This window comes from Plantibacter cousiniae (nom. nud.) (genome assembly GCF_977070315.1).
This window is the reverse complement of sequence record NZ_CDRVEU010000006.1, coordinates 79,752-100,030: the sequence shown is the minus strand read 5'-3', so window position 1 is coordinate 100,030 and position 20,279 is coordinate 79,752. Positions and strand designations below refer to the sequence as shown.

Annotated in this window: 13 protein-coding genes and 1 pseudogene; 7 read left to right on the top strand and 7 right to left on the bottom strand. The window is 59.8% G+C overall.

Features of this window, described 5'->3' with window-relative positions; genetic code table 11:
* Positions 1–28: 28 nt before the first annotated feature.
* Positions 29–1,516, top strand: a complete 1,488-nt coding sequence (putP, locus tag ACW55A_RS13515; protein WP_003366196.1) for a sodium/proline symporter PutP — start codon at positions 29–31, stop codon at positions 1,514–1,516.
* 83 nt (positions 1,517–1,599) lie between these two features.
* Here the strand turns inward: putP and ACW55A_RS13510 are convergent, their stop codons facing one another.
* Complete coding sequence (locus ACW55A_RS13510; RefSeq protein ID WP_498811333.1) at positions 1,600–2,307, bottom strand: polysaccharide lyase family 7 protein; 708 nt, start codon at positions 2,305–2,307, stop codon at positions 1,600–1,602.
* 281 nt (positions 2,308–2,588) lie between these two features.
* Here ACW55A_RS13510 and ACW55A_RS13505 point away from each other — a divergent pair.
* From ACW55A_RS13505 to ACW55A_RS13490, 4 genes and pseudogenes are all read left to right on the top strand, one after another.
* A pseudogene (locus ACW55A_RS13505) lies at positions 2,589–3,881 on the top strand (two-component system response regulator); the annotation flags it as partial.
* Positions 3,855–4,727, top strand: coding sequence for a putative bifunctional diguanylate cyclase/phosphodiesterase (locus ACW55A_RS13500; protein WP_498811370.1), 873 nt, complete (start codon positions 3,855–3,857; stop codon positions 4,725–4,727). The pseudogene ACW55A_RS13505 and the gene ACW55A_RS13500, both read left to right, overlap by 27 nt.
* Positions 4,728–4,759: 32 nt before the next feature.
* On the top strand, positions 4,760–5,284 hold the full coding sequence (locus ACW55A_RS13495; RefSeq protein ID WP_003366203.1) for a M48 metallopeptidase family protein: 525 nt from the start codon (positions 4,760–4,762) through the stop codon (positions 5,282–5,284).
* A 26-nt stretch (positions 5,285–5,310) separates the two neighbouring features.
* Entirely contained in the window at positions 5,311–5,607 is a 297-nt protein-coding gene (locus ACW55A_RS13490) for a winged helix-turn-helix domain-containing protein (protein ID WP_003366205.1), read from the top strand.
* A gap of 7 nt (positions 5,608–5,614) precedes the next feature.
* Here the strand turns inward: ACW55A_RS13490 and ACW55A_RS13485 are convergent, their stop codons facing one another.
* The gene (locus ACW55A_RS13485) at positions 5,615–6,073 is read right to left on the bottom strand and encodes a GNAT family N-acetyltransferase (RefSeq protein WP_003366207.1); all 459 of its coding nucleotides are present in this window, start codon (positions 6,071–6,073) and stop codon (positions 5,615–5,617) included.
* A 294-nt stretch (positions 6,074–6,367) separates the two neighbouring features.
* On the opposite strand from ACW55A_RS13485, the gene ACW55A_RS13480 reads away from it, so the two are divergent.
* Positions 6,368–7,123, top strand: coding sequence for a substrate-binding periplasmic protein (locus ACW55A_RS13480; protein WP_498811332.1), 756 nt, complete (start codon positions 6,368–6,370; stop codon positions 7,121–7,123).
* Here ACW55A_RS13480 and yccS read toward each other — a convergent pair.
* The 5 genes from yccS to aceE form a co-directional block, all read right to left on the bottom strand.
* Complete coding sequence (gene yccS, locus ACW55A_RS13475) at positions 7,086–9,284, bottom strand: YccS family putative transporter (RefSeq protein ID WP_455808247.1); 2,199 nt, start codon at positions 9,282–9,284, stop codon at positions 7,086–7,088. The two genes, ACW55A_RS13480 and yccS, sit on opposite strands and share 38 nt — an antisense overlap.
* Positions 9,285–9,421: 137 nt before the next feature.
* Positions 9,422–10,600: a BaiN/RdsA family NAD(P)/FAD-dependent oxidoreductase gene (locus tag ACW55A_RS13470; RefSeq protein WP_455808246.1), complete on the bottom strand. Its 1,179-nt coding sequence runs from the start codon at positions 10,598–10,600 to the stop codon at positions 9,422–9,424.
* A 176-nt stretch (positions 10,601–10,776) separates the two neighbouring features.
* On the bottom strand, positions 10,777–12,156 hold the full coding sequence (gene dbpA, locus ACW55A_RS13465; RefSeq protein WP_003432003.1) for an ATP-dependent RNA helicase DbpA: 1,380 nt from the start codon (positions 12,154–12,156) through the stop codon (positions 10,777–10,779).
* A 300-nt stretch (positions 12,157–12,456) separates the two neighbouring features.
* Complete coding sequence (aceF, locus tag ACW55A_RS13460) at positions 12,457–14,103, bottom strand: dihydrolipoyllysine-residue acetyltransferase (protein WP_248671519.1); 1,647 nt, start codon at positions 14,101–14,103, stop codon at positions 12,457–12,459.
* A 142-nt stretch (positions 14,104–14,245) separates the two neighbouring features.
* The gene (aceE, locus tag ACW55A_RS13455) at positions 14,246–16,891 is read right to left on the bottom strand and encodes a pyruvate dehydrogenase (acetyl-transferring), homodimeric type (protein ID WP_003431997.1); all 2,646 of its coding nucleotides are present in this window, start codon (positions 16,889–16,891) and stop codon (positions 14,246–14,248) included.
* A 384-nt stretch (positions 16,892–17,275) separates the two neighbouring features.
* Between aceE and glnE the strand changes: the two genes are divergently transcribed.
* Complete coding sequence (glnE, locus tag ACW55A_RS13450; protein ID WP_498811331.1) at positions 17,276–20,233, top strand: bifunctional [glutamate--ammonia ligase]-adenylyl-L-tyrosine phosphorylase/[glutamate--ammonia-ligase] adenylyltransferase; 2,958 nt, start codon at positions 17,276–17,278, stop codon at positions 20,231–20,233.
* Positions 20,234–20,279: the final 46 nt, after the last annotated feature.

Below are 20,279 nucleotides of genomic sequence, written 5' to 3'. Positions count from 1 at the left end.
ACATAAAAACAATGCCAAGGCAGAACTCATGAGTGTCAGCAACCCTACCTTGATCACGTTCGTGATCTATATAGCGGCAATGGTATTGATTGGCCTGATGGCCTATCGCTCTACCAACAACCTTTCGGATTACATCCTCGGCGGACGCAGCCTGGGCAGCGTGGTGACCGCTCTTTCAGCGGGTGCCTCTGACATGAGCGGCTGGCTGTTGATGGGGTTGCCCGGTGCCATCTATATGTCCGGCCTGTCGGAAAGCTGGATCGCCATCGGTCTTATCATCGGTGCCTACCTGAACTGGCTGTTCGTGGCCGGCCGTCTGCGTGTGCAGACAGAGCACAATGGCGACGCACTGACCCTGCCGGATTACTTCAGCAGCCGTTTCGAAGACAACAGTGGCCTGCTGCGCATCATTTCGGCCATCGTGATTCTGGTGTTTTTCACCATCTATTGCGCCTCGGGCATCGTTGCGGGGGCGCGTCTGTTTGAAAGCACCTTCGGCATGTCCTACGAAACCGCCCTGTGGGCCGGTGCTGCGGCGACCATTGCCTACACTTTCGTCGGTGGTTTCCTCGCAGTGAGCTGGACAGACACCGTGCAGGCCACGCTGATGATTTTCGCGCTGATCCTCACGCCGATCATCGTCCTGCTGGCAACGGGCGGCGTCGACACCACCTTTCTGGCGATTGAAGCGAAAGATCCGACCAGCTTCGACATGTTCAAGAACACGACTTTCATCGGCATCATTTCCCTGCTCGGCTGGGGCCTGGGTTATTTCGGTCAGCCACACATCCTGGCGCGCTTCATGGCGGCCGACTCGGTCAAGTCGATTGCCAGCGCCCGACGCATCTCCATGGCCTGGATGATCCTGTGCCTGGGCGGCACCGTGGCGGTCGGGTTCTTCGGCATTGCCTATTTCTCGGCGCATCCGGATGTTGCCGGGCCGGTGACTGAAAACCCGGAGCGGGTGTTCATCGAGCTGGCCAAGCTGCTGTTCAACCCCTGGATTGCCGGTGTGCTGCTATCGGCCATTCTGGCTGCGGTCATGAGTACGCTGAGCTGCCAGTTGCTGGTGTGCTCCAGTGCGTTGACCGAGGACTTCTACAAGGCTTATCTGCGCAAGGGTGCTTCGCAGATCGAGCTGGTCTGGGTCGGTCGGGCAATGGTGCTGCTGATCGCGATCATTGCCATTCTGCTGGCGGCCAATCCTGAAAATCGCGTGCTGGGCCTGGTGAGTTACGCCTGGGCCGGTTTCGGCGCAGCCTTCGGCCCTGTGGTGCTGATTTCGGTGCTGTGGAAGGGCATGACTCGTAACGGCGCACTTGCCGGAGTCATTGTTGGTGCGGCCACCGTGGTGCTCTGGAAGCAATTCAGTACGATGGGGCTGTATGAAATCATCCCCGGGTTCATCTTCGCCAGCCTCGCCATCGTGGTGTTCAGCCTGATCGGCAAGCCTGCTTCTGCGTCCATGCAGACCCGTTTCCTGGCAGCCGAGCAGGACTTCAAAGCCAATCGCTGACAGTGTCTGACTGAAACAGAAACGGCCCGTTCTTCTTCGTGAAGCACGGGCCGTTTTGTATGTGGGCTTAAGGCGCGTGCCGCTCAGCTCTGGTTGTGATCGATATCCAGGTTGTAGAACGTCGCCTTGCCGCCCTCCGAGGTGTACCCGGTGTTGTCCTGGGTATACACCCCCGCCTTGAAGTACAGAGGCTTGTCCCGCCAGGTCTCACTGATGCGCGTGCTCCAGTCCTGATCCTTGGCGCTGACCGACAGTTTGCCGCCCTTGCTCAGGTGAATGACGTAATTGAATGTCTCATTCAGCTTCACACCTTCTACGATGGTGTAAACCTTGCTTTCATCGTCGTCATAGCGATTGCGGACTTTTGCAACGATATCGCCAGTTTTGGTGTCTTCCTTGTATTGAAACTCGACTTTCAGGAGCGGCTCCGTGCTCTCGTATGCGTGTATTTGTCCGATGACAACCTTGCCAGTGGAAGGTACTTGGTCGACTTCCAGTTTGGCATTCAGATAGTTGTCGGCATCCGGGTATACCCAATTATGCAACGAGCCATCGGACCACGTTTCTCGAAGTTCGCTGCGGGCATATTTTGCGTTCTCGGTTTTACTTCCGGTGACGGGCGACCAGAACACAATGGAGTCGGTTTTTGATTTGAAATATTTACCGTCATAGCCTTTTACTAACTGAGCGGTTTCGATGGTCTTGGGGGGCGACCCCACAGGGATGCTGAGATTCCACGATCCAAGATCTACCATTTTGTCTCCGTCCGTAAATGTCTTTATATCGCTCATAGAAAAAGCCTCTGGCGCGAGACTTCAGGCGGGTTTTATACGGCTCGTAGGACAATTTGTTAATAAAAAAATGTCGAACGGATGGCGTCAAAGTGCTGTCACTTCTTCTGCAGGGCAGAGTCTGTAAGGGGTGTAGCGAATGACCGTTAGTCGGGTAGATCGAACTTTGACAGTAGGGAACAGGCGCCTTGCTTCTGCTTTTGGCGAGACGAGGCTAGAGTTATTCCAAAGTATGACGGTCGTCCTGAGTCTCAGGCGTCATGCCCACATAGAGAAGCAGCATGGAACGCGTGCCAACCCAGCCAGATGATGGCTCTTCAGTTTTACTCGTTGTAGACGATTACCCGGAAAATCTGGTGACGATGTGTGCTGTTCTGCAAAGAACGGACTGGCACATTGTGACTGCAAGTTCCGGAATCGAAGCATTGACCGTACTGCTCGAGCAGGAAGTCGACCTGGTTTTGCTGGATGTGCAAATGCCGGGCATGGACGGCTTCGAGGTCGCGCGACTGATGCGCGGCAGTCAGCGTACCCGCCTTACGCCGATTATTTTTCTCACCGCCAATGAGCAGACTCAGGATGCGGTGCAGAAGGGTTATGCGAATGGTGCGACGGATTATCTGTTCAAACCGTTCGACCCGAATGTGCTCAAGCCCAAGGTACAGACTTTGCTCGAACAGCAGCGCAATCGCCGTGCGCTGCAACAGCTGTCGCTGGAGCTGGAATCGGCTCGTGCGTTCAATGCATCGGTGCTGGCCAATGTCGCCGAAGGCATTCTGGTCGTTGACGAAGCAGGCACCATCAGCTTTGCCAATCCGGCCATCTGTCAGTTGTTGAACACCTCCGTCGATCACCTTCGCGGCACTCAGGTGCTGGACTACATCATCGAGCCGAAGGAGGGGCACTGGCTGGACTCGGGCTTTTATCAGCACTATCGCAAGTCCGATACCTATCGGGTGCATGACGCCATTCTGCGCACTGCGCAAGGCACACAACTGCCCGTGGCGTTGTCCTGCGCGGCGCTGCCTGCCGAACAGAAGGCAATGGTACTGACGGTTCTCGATATGTCGGTGGTCCGTGATCTTTATCAGCAGCTTGAAAAACAGGCCGTCACCGATGCATTGACTGGCCTGCTCAATCGCCGCGGGCTTTATCAGGCGGTTGAAAGCATGCTGTTGCGTAACGAGCGGGCTGATAAATACCTGGTCGTGCTGTTCATGGATCTGGATGGCTTCAAGCAGATCAATGATGCGCTTGGCCATGAAGCAGGGGATCAGGTACTGCTCTGGGTCGCCGAGCAGTTCAAGGACAGCATGCGCCCCTATGATGTGCTGGCGCGCATCGGCGGCGACGAATTCACTGTGGTGATCAACGGGCTCGATTACCCCGAGCAGGCGGCCAAGATCGCCGAAAAGCTCATCGAGCGGGTATCCGGAAGACGTCAGGTCGACGGTGTCGAGATCACGCTGGGTGCCAGTGTCGGCATTGCAACCTTCCCGGACTGCGGCTCGAATCTGGACGGTCTGCTGCGCGCGGCAGATATTGCCATGTACGAGGCCAAGCGTGCCGGGCGGCAGCAATACCGGTTCTATGATCAGAACATGAACGGGCGCGCCCGCTCGCGACTGATGCTTGAGGAAAGCGTGCGCACGGCCATCGACGGCCGGGATTTTTCAGTGGTGTACCAGCCTCAGATTCACATGGCGGATGGTCGCTTGCGTGGTTTCGAGGCCTTGCTGCGCTGGCAGCATCCTGCGGTCGGAGAGGTCCCGCCTGCGCTGTTCATTCCGCTGCTGGAAGAGACCAGGCTGATCAATCGGCTCGGCGGCTGGATCTTTGATCAGGGCGCCGAGCAGCGTCAGGCATGGAGCCGTATCTTTGCGCCCGACATGGTACTGAGTGTCTGCGTCAGCCCCACGCAATTCTGTCTGCCCAATCTGGCTTCGGAATTGAAGCGCGCCATGGATCGATTCGAGCTGAAGCCGGGGCAGATCGAAGTGGAAATCACTGAAACCGCTCTGGTGAATAACCTCACGCACAGCCATAAACAGCTGAAGTTGTTGCATGACGTCGGTGTGCGCATTGCGCTCGACGACTTTGGTACGGGCGAATGCTCGCTGTCGCATCTGCGCAATCTTCAGCTCGACACTTTGAAGCTGGACAGGCGTTTTGTGGCCAGCATCGCAGGATCAAAGCGCGAAGCGGCAATGGCCAGCAGTATCATCGACCTGAGCCGCAACCTCGATATGCTGGTCATCGCCGAAGGCGTCGAGACGGCTGAGCAATATCAATGGCTGGCCGACAACGGTTGTCAGGTCATTCAGGGCTTTTTGATCGCTCACCCGATGGTCCCGGAAGAGGCGTTGCGCTTTCCCGGGCACTTTGACGTGGCAGGCTTGAGGCAGAAGAGATTGTTGTAGAATGGCGTTTTTCGATCTCATGCAAAGGCCCCATGACTGCATCCAGCCATGCTCCGCTCAAATACCTGCAGGCCTATCCGCAGGCCCTGCAGGACCAGGTGCAGCAGTTGATTGCCGACGATCGCCTGGCGGATTACCTGCAGCAGCGCTACCCCGCGCGGCATCAGATTCAGAGCGACAAGGCCCTCTACGCCTATGCGCTGGCGCTCAAGCAGGATCACCTGCGCAATGCGCCAGCCATCAAGAAGGTTCTGTTCGATAATCGCCTTGACCTGACTCATCGCGCACTGGGCCTGCACACCAAGATATCCAGAGTGCAGGGTGGCAAGCTCAAGGCCAGCAACGAGATTCGCGTAGCAGCGCTGTTCAAGGAAGCGCCGCCGGAGTTTCTGAAAATGATCGTGGTGCACGAGCTGGCCCACTTTCGTGAGTCGGACCATAACAAGGCGTTCTACCAGTTGTGCGAGCACATGTTGCCTGGTTATCACCAGCTGGAGTTCGATTTGCGCGTGTACCTGACGTACCGCGATCTGCAGGCCGCACATGCGCCATGCTGAACCCGGCACTGAAAAAGGATTCGACGATGCAGGTCAGCAAGACCAAAAGCAGTTTCTATCGCCGCCTGTACGTGGCGTATCTGATCGATTCACGGATCGCCAGCAGTGTCCCTGAGCTGATGACGGCAACCGGCATGCCTCGTCGTACCGCTCAGGACACCATCAGTGCGCTTGCCGATCTGGACATTGTGTGCGACTTCGAGCAGCTCGAAGGTGGCCGCAATCACGCCGGCAGCTACCGGATCCGTGACTGGGGCGCCGTTGACAAGGGCTGGATTGCCGACAATCTGCTACGCATCAAGGCTGTGCTGGAGTATCCCTGAGCGGTTTTCAGTCCAGATCGCGACGCATGCCGATATGCGGGATGTCGTCTTCCAGGTAGATCTCGCCCACCGGATTGAAGCCATAGCGGCTGTAATAGCCCTGCAAATGGGCCTGGGCCGATAGGTAGATGGGCTGGTCGGGCCATTTGCGTTCGGCGTTTTCCAGGGCCTGCTCCATCAGTTCATGGCCGATACCCCGACTGCGAATCGACGGCGCAGTCACCACCCGGCCGATGGTCACGTCGCCGCCTTGCTGGATGGGGTCGAGCAAACGCAGGTAGGCGACCAGCTTGTCTTCCTGCCAGGCCATCAGGTGGCAGGTGTCGCCCGTCAGGTCCTGTCCGTCGACGTCCAGATACACGCATTGCTGCTCGACCACAAACACCTCGGCACGCAGTTGCAGCACGGCATAGAGCTGCTGGATGCTCAGCTCGGTGTGATGTTTGCAGATCCATTTGATAGACATGTTGCAGACTCGCAGGGAAACCAGAAGCGAAGTCTAAACGTATCCGGCGACATTCCCAATAAACGCCGTCAACGATATGAATGCTGCGTCGTGTGAGCATGTTGCTCCCCCGGCTTGTCTACTGCCTGCTTCAGGTCTTCAATTAAAAACGGCAGGTGCTCTAGGCTCTGTACGAAAAGTGGAACAGGCTCGCCTGACCTTCGCTCGCCGACTTTTCGTACAGAGCCTAACGCGCGAGCGTTTTCCTGCCGATAGGATTAAATCGGGCACGCCGCCCCTTTCAGGAACCTGAGCATGTCGCAGTTGCTTCGAGCGGTGGGGTTGCTGGTCTTCATGCTGATGGCACCCGCCAATGCAGCTGAAAAGTTGCGTCTTGTCGCTGACCCCTGGCCGCCTTTTACCGACGCGCTGCTGCTCAACGGCGGGTTGGCAACCGACATCGTCAATACGGCGCTGCGCCGTGCCGGGTACACCACATTGTATGAGCAAGTGACCTGGGCGCGGGCGATGCTCGGCTTGAGCCAGGGGCGTCATGACGTGCTGATCAATGCCTGGTTCAGCGAGGAGCGCACGAAAATTGGCCAGTTTTCTGCGGAGTACCTGCTCAATCGGGTGCGTTTCATCAAGCGCAAGGAGTCGCCCATTGGCACCCTGACCCATGAGCAATTGCACAAGTACATGATCGCGGTGGTGCGCGGTTATGCTTATGCCCCTGCGTTTGACGACGACACCGAGTTGCAGAAAGTCCCTGTGCAAAACTTCTCCACCGCCATACGCATGCTTGCTGCCGAGCGTGTCGACCTGACCCTGGAAGACGAATACGTCGCTCGCTACAACCTGGCGATGGAACCGGACGAGGTGCGTGACCGGGTCGAGTTTCTACCGGGTTCGTTAAGCGATAACAGCCTGCATATTCTGGTCAGTCTGAAAAATCCGCATCACGAAAAGATCGTCGCTGACTTCGATCGCGAAATTGCCGCCATGAAAGCGGACGGCACCTACGATGAATTGCTCAGACTGCATGGGTTGCAGCAGTCTCCGGAGCTTTGATCAGGTGCGCGGCGAGGGTGCGCAGCGGTGCCAGTTGGCGGCAGATCAGTGCCAGTTGGGCCTGCACCAGCCGCTGGCTCTCGTCCATGTCCTCGGGCAGTTGCTCCAGTTGCGCGGCCAGCCCTTCCTCGACATCGCTCTGTACCGCAACCGGCCTCTTCTCGGCCAGCCCTGCGGCGATTTCGTCGATGCTGGCGGCCAGCGTGGCGCCGACGTTATCGATCAGGTGTTCGCGGACATCGCTCGGCAACTGCGTATCACGGTGCGCGCCGAGACCTGAAAGGTAGCTCAGCAGCGTGTGCGACAGCACCAGAAAGCGGAAGCCGACGTCGGCCTCCTTGCGGAAGTGGCCGGGCTCCATGAGCATGTTCGCCAGCGTGGTCGACAGCGCCGCGTCGGCGTTGTGGGCATTGCGCCGCGCCAGTCGGTAGGCCAGGTCGTCACTCTTGCCCTTGGCATACTGTTGCATGATCTGCCGCAGGTAGATGCTGTTGCAGGTCAGGGTATTGGCCAGCACCTTGTTCAGGCGCCGCCCCTGCCAGTCCGGCAGAAACAGGAACACTGCGAGGCCGGCGATAAGGCTGCCCAGCAGGGTATCGAACAGCCGGGGCAGGAACAGGCCGTAACCGTCGCCGACCTGATTGAAGCAGAACAGCACCATCACTGTGATGGCGGCGGTCGACAGGGTGTAGCGCGTGGTCCGGTTGACGAAGAACACCACCCCGGCCAGCACCGCGCACATCGATTGCAGAATCGGACTGGTAACCAGATCGAACAGCACCCAGCCGACAGTCAGGCCAATCGCGGTGCCGATGATCCGCTGGCCGAGCTTGAGCCGGGTGGCGCCGTAGCTGGGCTGGCAGACGAACACCGTGGTGAGGATGATCCAGTAGCCCTGTGACGGGTGAATCAGGTGCACCATCGCGTAACCGATGGTTAATGCCAGCGGCAGGCGCAGGGCGTGACGAAACAGCAGCGAGGTCGGGGTCATCTGCAGGCGCAGGCGTGTCCAGACATCCTTGAGGTTGCGCGGCGAGCGGTCCAGCAGGCTGCTGTCGGTGGCATCGGCTACGGCGTCCGGGTTGCTGGCGTCGCTGATCAGACGATCCAGGGTGCCGAGGTTGGCAGCCAGCGCGCGCAGCGAACGCAGCAGGCCGCGCCAGGCAGGGTTGCTCTGGATGCGCAGATGCTCAAGGGATGCGTGCAGGTCTTCCATGGCCTCGGCGAAGCTGGGGTCATACACGAACGGCTGCCGCAGCTGGATGGATTCTGACAGCGCCTGGCAGGCAACGCCCTGTTGACGCAGCAGGCGCTGACAGCGGAACAGCACGTCGCTGTGGAAAAACGCATCGGCCAGTGAGTTGTAGGGGTAATGCGACGAGCTGGCGCGCTCGTGGATGTCCTGGGCGATGAAGTACAGCTTCAGGTAGCGGCTGACTTTGGAGCCGGGCCGGCCGCTGCCGACGCGGTGCAGGATGATTTCCTTGGTGGAGTTCAGCGCAGCGACCACTTTGCCGTTCTGCTGCGCCAGTTCCAGACGACGTGCCTCCACGTTGAGCTTGCGAATCGGTTCAAACAGGGTCGACTTGAGTTTCAGGTACTGGCCCAGCTCACGAAACAGTCGCGCCAGCGCCTGTTGCACCGGCTGGTTGGAAAACAGCATCTGCCACAGCACTGACAGCAGTCCGTACCAGGCCGCGCCCGCCACCAGCAGCATCGGTTCATGCCAGAAGTCCAGCACTTCACCGCCACGTTGATCGACGCCGATCATGGTGTAGACCGAAAGGATCAACGTGCCGTAGGCGATTGCGCCATACCGCTCACCCAGCGCGCCCAGCATGGTCAGGCAGAAGCTGGCCAGCGCCAGCGAGCAGACAAACAGGATGGGGTAGGGGAAGAGCAATTCGACGGCGAGGGCGGCGATGCTGAAACACACAAGTGTCACGGCCAGGGCATTGAGTCGGCCCTGCCAGCTGTCGTCAGTCTCGGCCAGGGCGCAGGCAATAATCCCCAGAAACAGCGGGATCAGTAATGCCATTTCGTTTTGATACCAGCACAGCGCCATGCTGCCGGTCAGTGCGATAAAGACTCGAACGCTATAGCTGAATTTATCCAGCGCCCACAATCGACGGAATGTATGACGGAGAGATTTCGATGCCATGGGTTAGCTTGACGGCCCTGTTCGCAATTGATCGATCGTGCAGGAGGATATGTACAGACCAAATGACTGGCTGTACATCCGCCTCGCAAAATTTATACCGGTTTGTCGTGTCGTGATGTTGCGTATCAGCGACTACGTCACACGTAGTGTGCGGCAGCATAGGCCGACGCCCAGGCCCACTGAAAGTTGAAACCGCCCAGATGACCGCTCACGTCCAGCACTTCGCCCACAAAATAAAGACCGGGGGATTTCAGCGATTCCATGGTCTTGGACGACACTTCGCGGGTGTCTATACCGCCCAGCGTCACTTCGGCCGTGCGATAACCCTCGGTGCCCGCCGGCACCACCTGCCAGCTCGCCAGCTTTTCGGCGATATCGGCCAGCTCGGCGTGGGTGTACTGCTTCATCGGTTTGGAAACGAACCAGTGTTCGGCGATCAGGTTGGCCATCTTCTTGGTGAACATCTCGCCCAGCAGGGTTTTCAGCTCACTGTTGGGGCGCTCGGCCTGCTGCTGGTTGAGCCAGGCGGGCACGTCGTGATCGGGCAGCAGGTTGATTTCCACCGTGTCACCGGGCTGCCAGAACGAGGAAATCTGCAGGATCGCCGGGCCACTGAGGCCGCGGTGGGTGAACAGCATGTTTTCGCGGAAGCTGGTGTCGTTGCAGCTCACCAGACAATCCACCGAGGTGCCTGACAACTCGGTGCACAGCTCCTTGAGCTGATCGGTGATGGTGAACGGCACCAGCCCGGCGCGGGTCGGCAGCAGCGTGTGGCCGAACTGCTTGCCAATCTGATAGCCAAAACCCGTAGCGCCCAGCGTCGGAATCGACAGCCCGCCTGTGGCAATCACCAGCGACTGGCAGTTCAGGGGGCCCAGCGTGGTCTGCAGGCTGTAGCCGGCGTCGGTCTTTTCGATCTGCTGCACGGAGGTGTCCATGTGCAGGCTGACACCGGCCTCGCGGCACTCTTCCAGAAGCATTTCCAGAATGTCGCTGGACTTGTTGTCGCAAAACAGCTGGCCGAGCTTCTTCTCGTGATAAGGCACGCCATGCTTGGCGACCATCGCGATGAAATCCCATTGGGTGTAGCGGGCCAGGGCCGATTTGCAGAAATGCGGGTTCTGCGACAGGAAGTTGGCCGGCTCGGTGTACATATTGGTGAAGTTGCACCGCCCGCCACCGGACATCAGGATCTTCTTGCCGGGTTTGTTGGCGTGGTCGATCAACATCACCTTGCGCCCGCGAGCGGCAGCGGTGAACGCACACATCAGACCGGCGGCGCCGGCGCCAATGATTACAACGTCAGTAACGGGCACAGCGTGGTTCCTCGATCTTCAGGTCACGATCGTTCCCATGCTCCGCGTGGGAATGCCTCTCGTGACGCTCTGCGTCACATACCTGCGCCGCAGTGCCTATTCAAAATCGGACGCAGAGCGTCCAGAACTGCGTTCCCACGCGGAGCGGGGGGACGATAATCCAGCCGACGACTATTTCAGAGAATCCGCACGCGCAGCGACTTGCCCTTGATCTTGCCGTTGTTCAAACGTTCCAGGGCCTGTTTGGCCATGCTGCGCTCGACGGCAACGTAGGCCTGGAAGTCGAAAATCGCGATCTTGCCGACCTGAGTGCCCGGAATGCCTGCCTCGCCGGTCAGTGCGCCGAGGATGTCGCCCGGACGCAGCTTGTCCTTGCGACCCGAGCCGATGCACAGGGTGGTCATGGCGGGCAGCAGCTTGCCGCCTTCCTTGATGCTCAGTCTGTCGTATTGCTGCCAGTTCAACGGCGCTTTCTGCAACTCTTCGATGGCACGCGCGCGTTGGCTTTCCGACGGAGCCACCAGGCTGACCGCGATGCCTTTCTCGCCTGCGCGACCGGTACGGCCGACGCGGTGAATGTGGATTTCCGAATCACGCGCCAGCTCGACGTTGATCACCATGTCCAGCGCGTCGATGTCCAGACCGCGCGCGGCCACGTCAGTGGCGACCAGTACCGAGGTGCTGCGGTTGGCAAACATCGCCAGTACCTGATCACGGTCACGCTGTTCGAGATCGCCATGCAGGCCGACGGCAGACATGCCCTTGGCGGTCAGGTGATCGACCACTTCCTGCACCTGCTGCTTGGTGAAGCAGAACGCCACGCAGGACGTCGGACGGAAATGGCCGAGTACCTTGACCACTGCTTCCAGGCGCTGCTCCGGAGAGATCTCGTAGAAAATCTGCTCGATCTGGCTGTCGGCGTGCAGTGCTTCGACTTTCACGGTCTGTGGATCACGCATGAATTTCGAGGACAACTGCTTGATACCGACCGGGTAGGTCGCCGAGAACAGCAACGTCTGGCGGCGCTGCGGGGTCTGCTCGATGATGTCGGCGATGGCGTCGTAGAAACCCATGTCCAGCATGCGGTCGGCTTCATCGAGAATCAGCGTGTTCAGGCCGTCCAGGACCAGCGAGCCCTTGCGCAAGTGCTGCTGTATGCGACCCGGAGTACCGACGATGATGTGCGCGCCATGCTCCAGCGAGCCGATCTGCGGGCCGAATGAAACGCCGCCACACAGGGTCAGGACCTTGATGTTGTCCTCGGAACGCGCCAGACGGCGGATTTCCTTGGCCACCTGATCCGCCAGTTCGCGGGTCGGGCACATGACCAATGCCTGGCAACCGAAGAAACGCGGGTTGATAGGGTTGAGCAGGCCGATGCCGAATGCAGCGGTCTTGCCGCTGCCGGTCTTGGCTTGCGCGATCAGGTCCATGCCCTTGAGGATCACCGGCAGGCTCTGCGCCTGAATCGGTGTCATTTCGGCATAACCAAGCGACTCCAGGTTAGCCAGCATGGCAGCAGACAGGGGCAGAGAATTGAAAGCGGTGTTAGTCACGACGGTGAACCTGCAAAACAAAAATGTCGCGTAGTGTATCACCCGCCAGTCAGACCTGGCACCGCGATAAAGGTCGTGGGAGCGAGCTTGCTCGCGAAGGGGCCCGTACAACCCCCGAAGATGGGTCGTGAGCAATGCGGGTCGCCGCCCCGGTCACTCCCACAGGATCCAGCAATCAGCGCGGAGCATGGGCGCGATAGCCAGACAAAAAAATCCCCGCTGGAGGGCGGGGTTGAGGTTCGAGCGTGGCAGCTCGCAAAGGTGTACAGCAAGGCCCGTCCGGGAACGGGCCTGCAGGGCTTACAGCAGAATTGTACGGATGTCCGCCAGCAATTCGCTCAAGCGCTTGGTGAAGCGGGCAGCAGCTGCGCCGTTGATCACGCGGTGATCGTAGGACAGCGACAGCGGCAGCATCAGTTTCGGCTGGAAGGCTTTACCGTCCCAGACGGGCTGGATGGTTGCCTTGGAAACACCGAGGATCGCCACTTCCGGCGCGTTGACGATCGGCGTGAAGCCGGTGCCGCCAATGTGGCCGAGGCTGGAGATGGTGAAGCACGCGCCCTGCATGTCGTTCGCAGTCAGTTTCTTGTTGCGCGCCTTTTCCGCCAGTGCGGCGGCTTCGGCAGCCAGTTGCAACAGGCTCTTCTGGTCGACGTCGCGGATGACCGGGACCAGCAGGCCGTCCGGGGTGTCCACGGCAAAGCCGATGTGCACGTACTTCTTGCGAATCACGGCCTTGCCGCTAGGTGCCAGCGAAGCGTTGAAGTCCGGCAGCTCCTTGAGCAGGTGGGCGCAGGATTTGAGCAGCAGTGGCAGAACGGTCAGCTTGACGCCAGCTTTCTCGGCAGCGCCTTTCTGCGCCACACGGAAAGCTTCCAGGTCGGTAATGTCGGCCTGGTCGAATTGCGTGACGTGCGGGATGTTCAGCCAACTGCGGTGCAGACCGGAAGCGCCGAGTTGCATCAGACGCGTCATCGGCACTTCTTCGATCTCGCCGAAACGGCTGAAATCGACTTCCGGAATTGGCGGGATGCCCGAGCCGCCGCTTGCGCCGCCAGCTGGCGCTTCCTTGGCCTTCTGCATCATGGTTTTGACGTAAGCCTGAACGTCTTCTTTCAGCACACGGCCGTGCGGGCCGGTGGAACTGACCGCGCTCAGCTCGACGCCGAATTCGCGGGCCAGCTGACGAACGGCCGGGCCTGCATGAACCTTGGCGCCGTCTTTGGCCGGAGCCGCTGGAGCAGCCGGCGCAGGTGCCGTCTCTGCCTTGGGAGCAGGGGCGGCAGGAGCCGCGGCTTCAGCCTTGGCAGGGGCAGCAGCGGGTGCGCTGGCGGCAGGCGCCGGAGCAGCGGCAGGCGCGGCACCTTCGACTTTCAGTTTCAGGATCAGGTCGCCGGTACCGACTTCCTGGTCCAGTTTGACTTCGATGCTATCGACAACGCCTGCGGCCGGAGAAGGGATCTCCATGCTGGCCTTGTCGGATTCCAGGGTAATCAGCGACTGATCGGCCTGGATGCTGTCACCGACCTTGACCATCAGTTCGATGATCTTGGCCTTGCCCGACGAACCGATGTCCGGCACGTGGATGTCCTGAACGCTGGCGCTGGCTGCCGGAGCAGGCGCAGCGGCTGCGGGTGCGGCTTCAGCCGGCTTTTCGGCGGCGGCCGGGGCCGCGGCAGGTTCGGCAGCAGGTGCCGGGGCCGCAGCCGCTTCGCCTTCCACTTCCAGTTCGAACAGCTCGTCGCCTTCTTTCAGGCGGTCGCCCAGCTTGACCTTCATGGTCTTGATGACGCCAGCCTTGGGAGCAGGGATTTCCATACTCGCCTTGTCCGACTCAAGCGTCAGAATGCTCTGGTCGGCCTCGATGCGATCACCGACCTTGACCATCAATTCAATGACTTCGCCTTCACCGTTGCCGATGTCGGGTACACGAATTAACTCACTCACTATGTCTCTCCTTAGGAGAACCTGTTCACTCACGAATACGCTGGTTCAGTTACAACGAAACAGCGTTGGATGCTCATTTACGGCAAGTAAATTCCGCATCCTCGGCTGTTCACGCTCTGATCAGCGCTCTTGAAGCAGACTCTTAGCAGTCCAGTGGATTGCGTTTTTCAGGATCGATGCCGAACTTGGCGATGGCTTCAGCCACGACCTTGGGTTCGATATCGCCACGATCAGCCAAGGCTTCCAGGGCCGCCAGCACCACGAAGTGACGATCGACTTCAAAGAAGTGACGCAGCTTCTTGCGGCTGTCGCTACGGCCGAAACCGTCGGTGCCCAGGACTTTGTATTCCTTGGTTGGAACCCACTGACGAATCTGATCAGCGAACAGCTTCATGTAATCCGTCGATGCGATGACCGGACCTTTGCGGCCGTTGAGGCACTCCTCGACATAGCTCAGCTGCGGCTTCTGGCCAGGGTGCAGGCGGTTGTTGCGCTCTGCAGCCAGACCGTCGCGACGCAGCTCGTTGAAGCTGGTGACACTCCAGACGTCGGCGCCGATATTGAACTCGTCACGGAGAATCTTCGCCGCTTCGCGAACTTCACGCAGGATGGTGCCCGAGCCCAGCAACTGGACGTGGTGCGCCGCTTCCTTGGTGTCTTCTTCGAGCAGGTACATGCCTTTGACGATGCCTTCTTCCACACCGGCCGGCATGGCTGGCTGGGTGTAGGACTCGTTCATCACGGTCAGGTAGTAGAAAACGTCCTGCTGCTCTTCGAACATCCGGCGCATGCCGTCCTGGATGATCACTGCCAGTTCGTAACCGTAAGTCGGGTCGAAGGTGCGGCAGTTCGGGATGGTCGACGCCAGGATGTGGCTGTGACCGTCTTCGTGCTGCAGGCCTTCGCCGTTCAGCGTGGTACGGCCGGCGGTGCCACCGATCAGGAAGCCACGGGTGCGGCTGTCGCCAGCGGCCCATGCCAGGTCGCCGATGCGCTGGAAACCGAACATCGAGTAGAAGATGTAGAACGGAATCATCGGCTGGTTGTGGCTGGAGTACGAAGTACCGGCAGCGATGAAGGAGGACATGGCGCCCGCTTCGTTGATGCCTTCTTCGAGGATCTGGCCTTTCTTGTCTTCGCGATAGAACATTACTTGTTCTTTATCGACTGGCTCGTAGAGCTGGCCGACCGACGAGTAGATGCCCAACTGGCGGAACATGCCTTCCATACCGAAGGTACGCGCTTCGTCCGGGATGATCGGCACGATGCGCTGACCGACTTCCTTGTCCTTGACCAGCTGCGCCAGGATGCGCACGAAAGCCATGGTGGTGGAAATTTCACGGTCGCCCGAACCGTCAAGGATGGCCTTGAGGGTGTCGAGTGGCGGCGTCGGCAGGTTGAAGCTCTGCGCGCGACGCTGAGGCACGAAGCCACCCAGCGCAGCACGACGCTCGCTCAGGTAACGGGCTTCGGCGCTGCCTTCTTCCGGCTTGTAGAACGGCAGGGCTTCGAGTTCGGAGTCCTTGACCGGGATGTCGAAACGGTCACGGAAGTGACGCAGGCTGTCGACATCGACCTTCTTGGTGTTGTGCGCAGTGTTTTTTGCTTCGCCAGCGCCGGTGCCATAACCCTTGATGGTCTTGGCCAGAACCACGGTCGGTTGACCCTTGTGGTTGACGGCTTCGTGGTAGGCCGCATAAACCTTGTACGGGTCGTGGCCGCCACGGTTGAGTTTCCAGATCTCGTCGTCGGACAGATCGGCAACCATCGCCTTGAGTTCAGGCGAGTTGAAGAAGTGCTCGCGGACGAAGGCGCCGTCCTTGGCCTTGTAGTTCTGGTATTCGCCGTCGATGACTTCGTCCATGCGACGTTGCAGGATACCGTCGACGTCCTTGGCCAGCAGTGGGTCCCAGAAACGGCCCCAGATGACTTTGGTGACGTTCCATTGGGCGCCGCGGAACACGCCTTCGAGTTCCTGGATGATCTTGGCGTTGCCGCGAACCGGGCCGTCGAGGCGCTGCAGGTTGCAGTTGACGACGAAAATCAGGTTGTCGAGCTTCTCGCGACCGGCCAGGGCGATGGCGCCCAGCGATTCCGGCTCGTCGGTCTCGCCGTCACCCAGGAAGCACCAGACTTTCTGCTTGCCTTCCGGAATGTAACCGCGGTGCTCCAGGTACTTCATGAAGCGCGCCTGGTAGATCGCCTGGATCGGGCCAAGGCCCATCGATACAGTCGGGAACTGCCAGAAATCCTTCATCAGCCACGGGTGTGGATAAGAGGACAGGCCATTGCCGTCGACTTCCTGACGGAAGTTGTTCATCTGGTCTTCGGTAATGCGGCCTTCGAGGAACGCACGGGCGTAGACGCCTGGCGATGCGTGACCCTGGAAGTAGATCAGGTCGCCGCCGTGTTCGTCGGTCGGGGCCTGGAAGAAATAGTTGAAGCCGATGTCGTACAGCGTGGCGCTGGAGGCGAAGCTGGAGATGTGGCCGCCCAGATCCGGGTCATTCAGGTTGGTTTTGACGACCATGGCCAACGCGTTCCAGCGCACCAGCGAGCGAATGCGGCGTTCCATGAACAGGTCGCCAGGCATGCGTGCTTCGTGGGTGACAGGAATGGTGTTGCGATATGGCGTGGTGATGGCGTACGGCAGCTGCGAACCACTACGGGTGGCCAGCTCGCCCAAACGGGTCATCAGGTAGTGAGCGCGGTCTTCGCCTTCTTTGTCGAGAACCGATTCCAGGGCGTCCAGCCATTCCTGGGTTTCGACGGGATCGAGGTCTTGCATGGCTTGCTCCAGGGCGGAAAGGCTTCCAGAATCGGTTGCCTGAGTTTGCGACTGGCCTTGTGGGCAGACGACATAAATTCTTGGATTACCGGAGGGTGGGATCCGGCGGCGTGTAGTTTTACTACAAATCGACGACGATTTCAGCCCTCCGAGTATCGGACCCAGTAGTAAAACTACAGAGAAGCGTCTTAATCGCTCCTGTTGTCGTGTAGCTTAAAACGTTACTGTTGATCGCTATTGAATATCTTGCAGGGAAAAAGCGGATTTTTATGCTTCTAATTTGATTTTTCCAGCAATTTATAACCTTTGTTCGACAAGCGGTGCTGGCAGACGCGTCTCGCCATAACGACGGACGGGCGTCTGCACGCCGATCAAGGATAGACCATGAGCCTGCCTTTACTGGCCGAATTTCCGGCCATTCTGCTGCCATCGATTACCCGCGCTCGCCAGATGTTTCAGGCCGCGCTCACTGTCCTGTCCGAGGACGCGCAGGCCTCATTCAAGGCCTGGCCCGAGGCGCGGCAGGCAGCATTCGACCGGGTCTGCGCTGCCAGTGATTTTGTAAACGAACAAGTCTGCCGTGATCCGCAGATGCTCCTGCAGCTGGCCGATTCGGGCGAGCTGGAGCGTAGCTTCTCTGCCGGCCAATTGCGCGGGCAGATTGCCGACGCGCTGTCGAGCGCTGCCAGCGATGATGAATTGGGGCGTAATCTACGTCGACAGCGCGCACGCCAGCAAGTACGGATTATCTGGCGCGACCTGACCCGTCAGGCAAACCTGATCGAAACCTGCCGTGACCTGTCGGACATGGCCGATGCGTCGATCGATCTGGCTTACCAGTGGTTGTACCCCCGGCACTGCCAGCAGTTCGGCACCCCGACCGGTCGTCATTCCGGGCAGCCGCAGCACATGGTCATTCTGGGCATGGGCAAGCTCGGTGCGGTCGAACTGAACCTGTCCTCGGACATTGACCTGATCTTCGGCTACCCCGAGGGCGGCGAGACCGTCGGCACCAAGCGTGCGCTGGACAATCAGGAGTTCTTTATTCGTCTGGGCCAGCGGCTGATCAAGGCGCTCGACCCGGTGACCGTCGACGGTTTCGTATTCCGGGTCGACATGCGTCTGCGCCCCTACGGTTCGTCCGGCGCCCTGGTGCTCAGCTTCAATGCGCTGGAACAGTATTACCAGGACCAGGGCCGGGATTGGGAACGTTACGCGATGATCAAGGCGCGCGTGGTCGGGGGCGATCAGGCTGCCGGTGCCGAATTGCTGGCGATGCTGCGTCCGTTCGTGTACCGCCGCTATCTGGATTTCTCGGCCATCGAAGCGCTGCGCACCATGAAGCAGCTCATTCAGCAGGAAGTGAAGCGCAAGGGCATGGCGGAAAACATCAAGCTGGGCGCCGGCGGTATTCGTGAGGTGGAGTTCATCGCCCAGGCCTTTCAACTGATTCACGGCGGCCGCGACCTGAGTCTGCAGCAGCGGCCGTTGTTCAAGGTGCTGAAAACTCTTGAGGGGCAGGGCTATCTGCCCTCGGCGGTGACCGAAGAGCTGCGCGAGGGCTACGAGTTTCTGCGTTATACCGAGCACGCCATTCAGGCGATTGCCGACCGTCAGACGCAGATGCTCCCGGACAACGAACAGGATCAGGCGCGCGTTGCGCTGATCATGGGCTTCGCTGACTGGGCTGCCTTTCACGAACGACTGATGCACTGGCGTGGCCGTGTGGCCTGGCACTTCCGCCAGGTCATTGCGGACCCCGACGCCGACCCGGATGATGAGCAGGAAGAAGATGGTGAAGTGGTGGTGGGAGGCGAATGGCTGCCGTTGTGGGAAGAGTCCCAGGACGAAGAGGCCGCAGGTCGCCAACTGTTGCAGGCCGGCTTTGTTGACGCCGAGAAGGCGCTGAAAAATCTGGCCAGCCTGCGCAGCAGCCCCAACCTGCGTTCGATGCAGCGTCTGAGCCGTGAGCGGCTGGACGCGTTCATCCCCCGTCTGCTGGCTCAGGCGGTGGAACATGAGAAGCCCGACCTGGTACTCGAGCGCGTGCTGCCCCTGGTAGAAGCGGTCGCCCGGCGCTCGGCGTACCTGGTGCTGCTCACGGAAAACCCCGACGCGCTGCGACAGCTGCTGACCCTGTGCGCCGCGAGCCCGTGGATTGCCGAGCAGATCGCGCGTTTCCCGTTGTTGCTCGATGAGTTGCTCAATGAGGGACGCCTGTTCAATCCGCCGCTGGCCCCGGAACTGGCGGCCGAGCTGCGCGAGCGGCTGATTCGTATCCCCGAGGACGACCTTGAGCAGCAGATGGAAGCCTTGCGGCATTTCAAGCTGGCGCACAGTCTGCGCGTTGCGGCCTCCGAGATATCCGGCAGCCTGCCGTTGATGAAAGTCAGTGATTACCTGACCTGGCTGGCCGAGGCGATTCTCGATCAGGTGCTCGCGCTGGCCTGGCGCTACAGCGTGGCCCGGCACGGTACGCCTTTACGTCCGGACGGCACGTTGTGCGATCCGGGTTTCGTGATCGTCGGCTACGGCAAGGTCGGCGGCATCGAGCTGGGGCATGGCTCCGATCTGGATCTGGTGTTCATTCATGATGGCGATCTGGAGGCCGAGACCGACGGTGCCAAGCCGATCGACACCGCGCAGTTCTTCACCCGGCTGGGGCAGCGGGTGATCCATTTGCTGACCACGCAAACCAACTCCGGTCAGCTGTATGACGTCGACATGCGCCTGCGGCCTTCGGGGGCATCCGGCCTGCTGGTCAGCTCTGTGGGGGCTTTCGCCCGTTATCAGGCCAATGAAGCCTGGACCTGGGAGCATCAGGCGCTGGTTCGTGCGCGGGTCATGACCGGCAGCCGGGATGTGGGCGAGCAATTCGAGAAAGTCCGTGCCGATGTGCTGGGGCGCGAACGTGATCTGGACAAGCTGCGCGCCGAAGTCAGCGAAATGCGCGCCAAGATGCGTGACAACCTCGGTACCCGCGTGACAGCGGCCGGCAGGGCGGCCAATGCCTTCGAGGCGGCGGTGCCATTCGACCTCAAGCAGGACGCCGGAGGTATCGTCGATATCGAATTTATGGTGCAATACGCCGCCTTGGCGTGGTCCAGAGAGCATCCCGCGCTGCTGCAATACACCGACAACATCCGGATTCTCGAAGGGCTTGAAGAAGCCGGACTGCTACCGGATACGGATGCCGGCCTGTTGCGCGAAGCCTATAAGGCGTATCGCTCGGCGGCACATCGCCAGGCCTTGCAGAAGCAGGCGGGCGTGGTCAGCGGCGATCAGTTTCACGCCCAGCGGCGTGAGGTGATGCGGATCTGGACGCAGATGGGGTTGAGCTGAGCCTCACGGCACGCCACATTCCACTGCAACACTCTATAAAGCTATG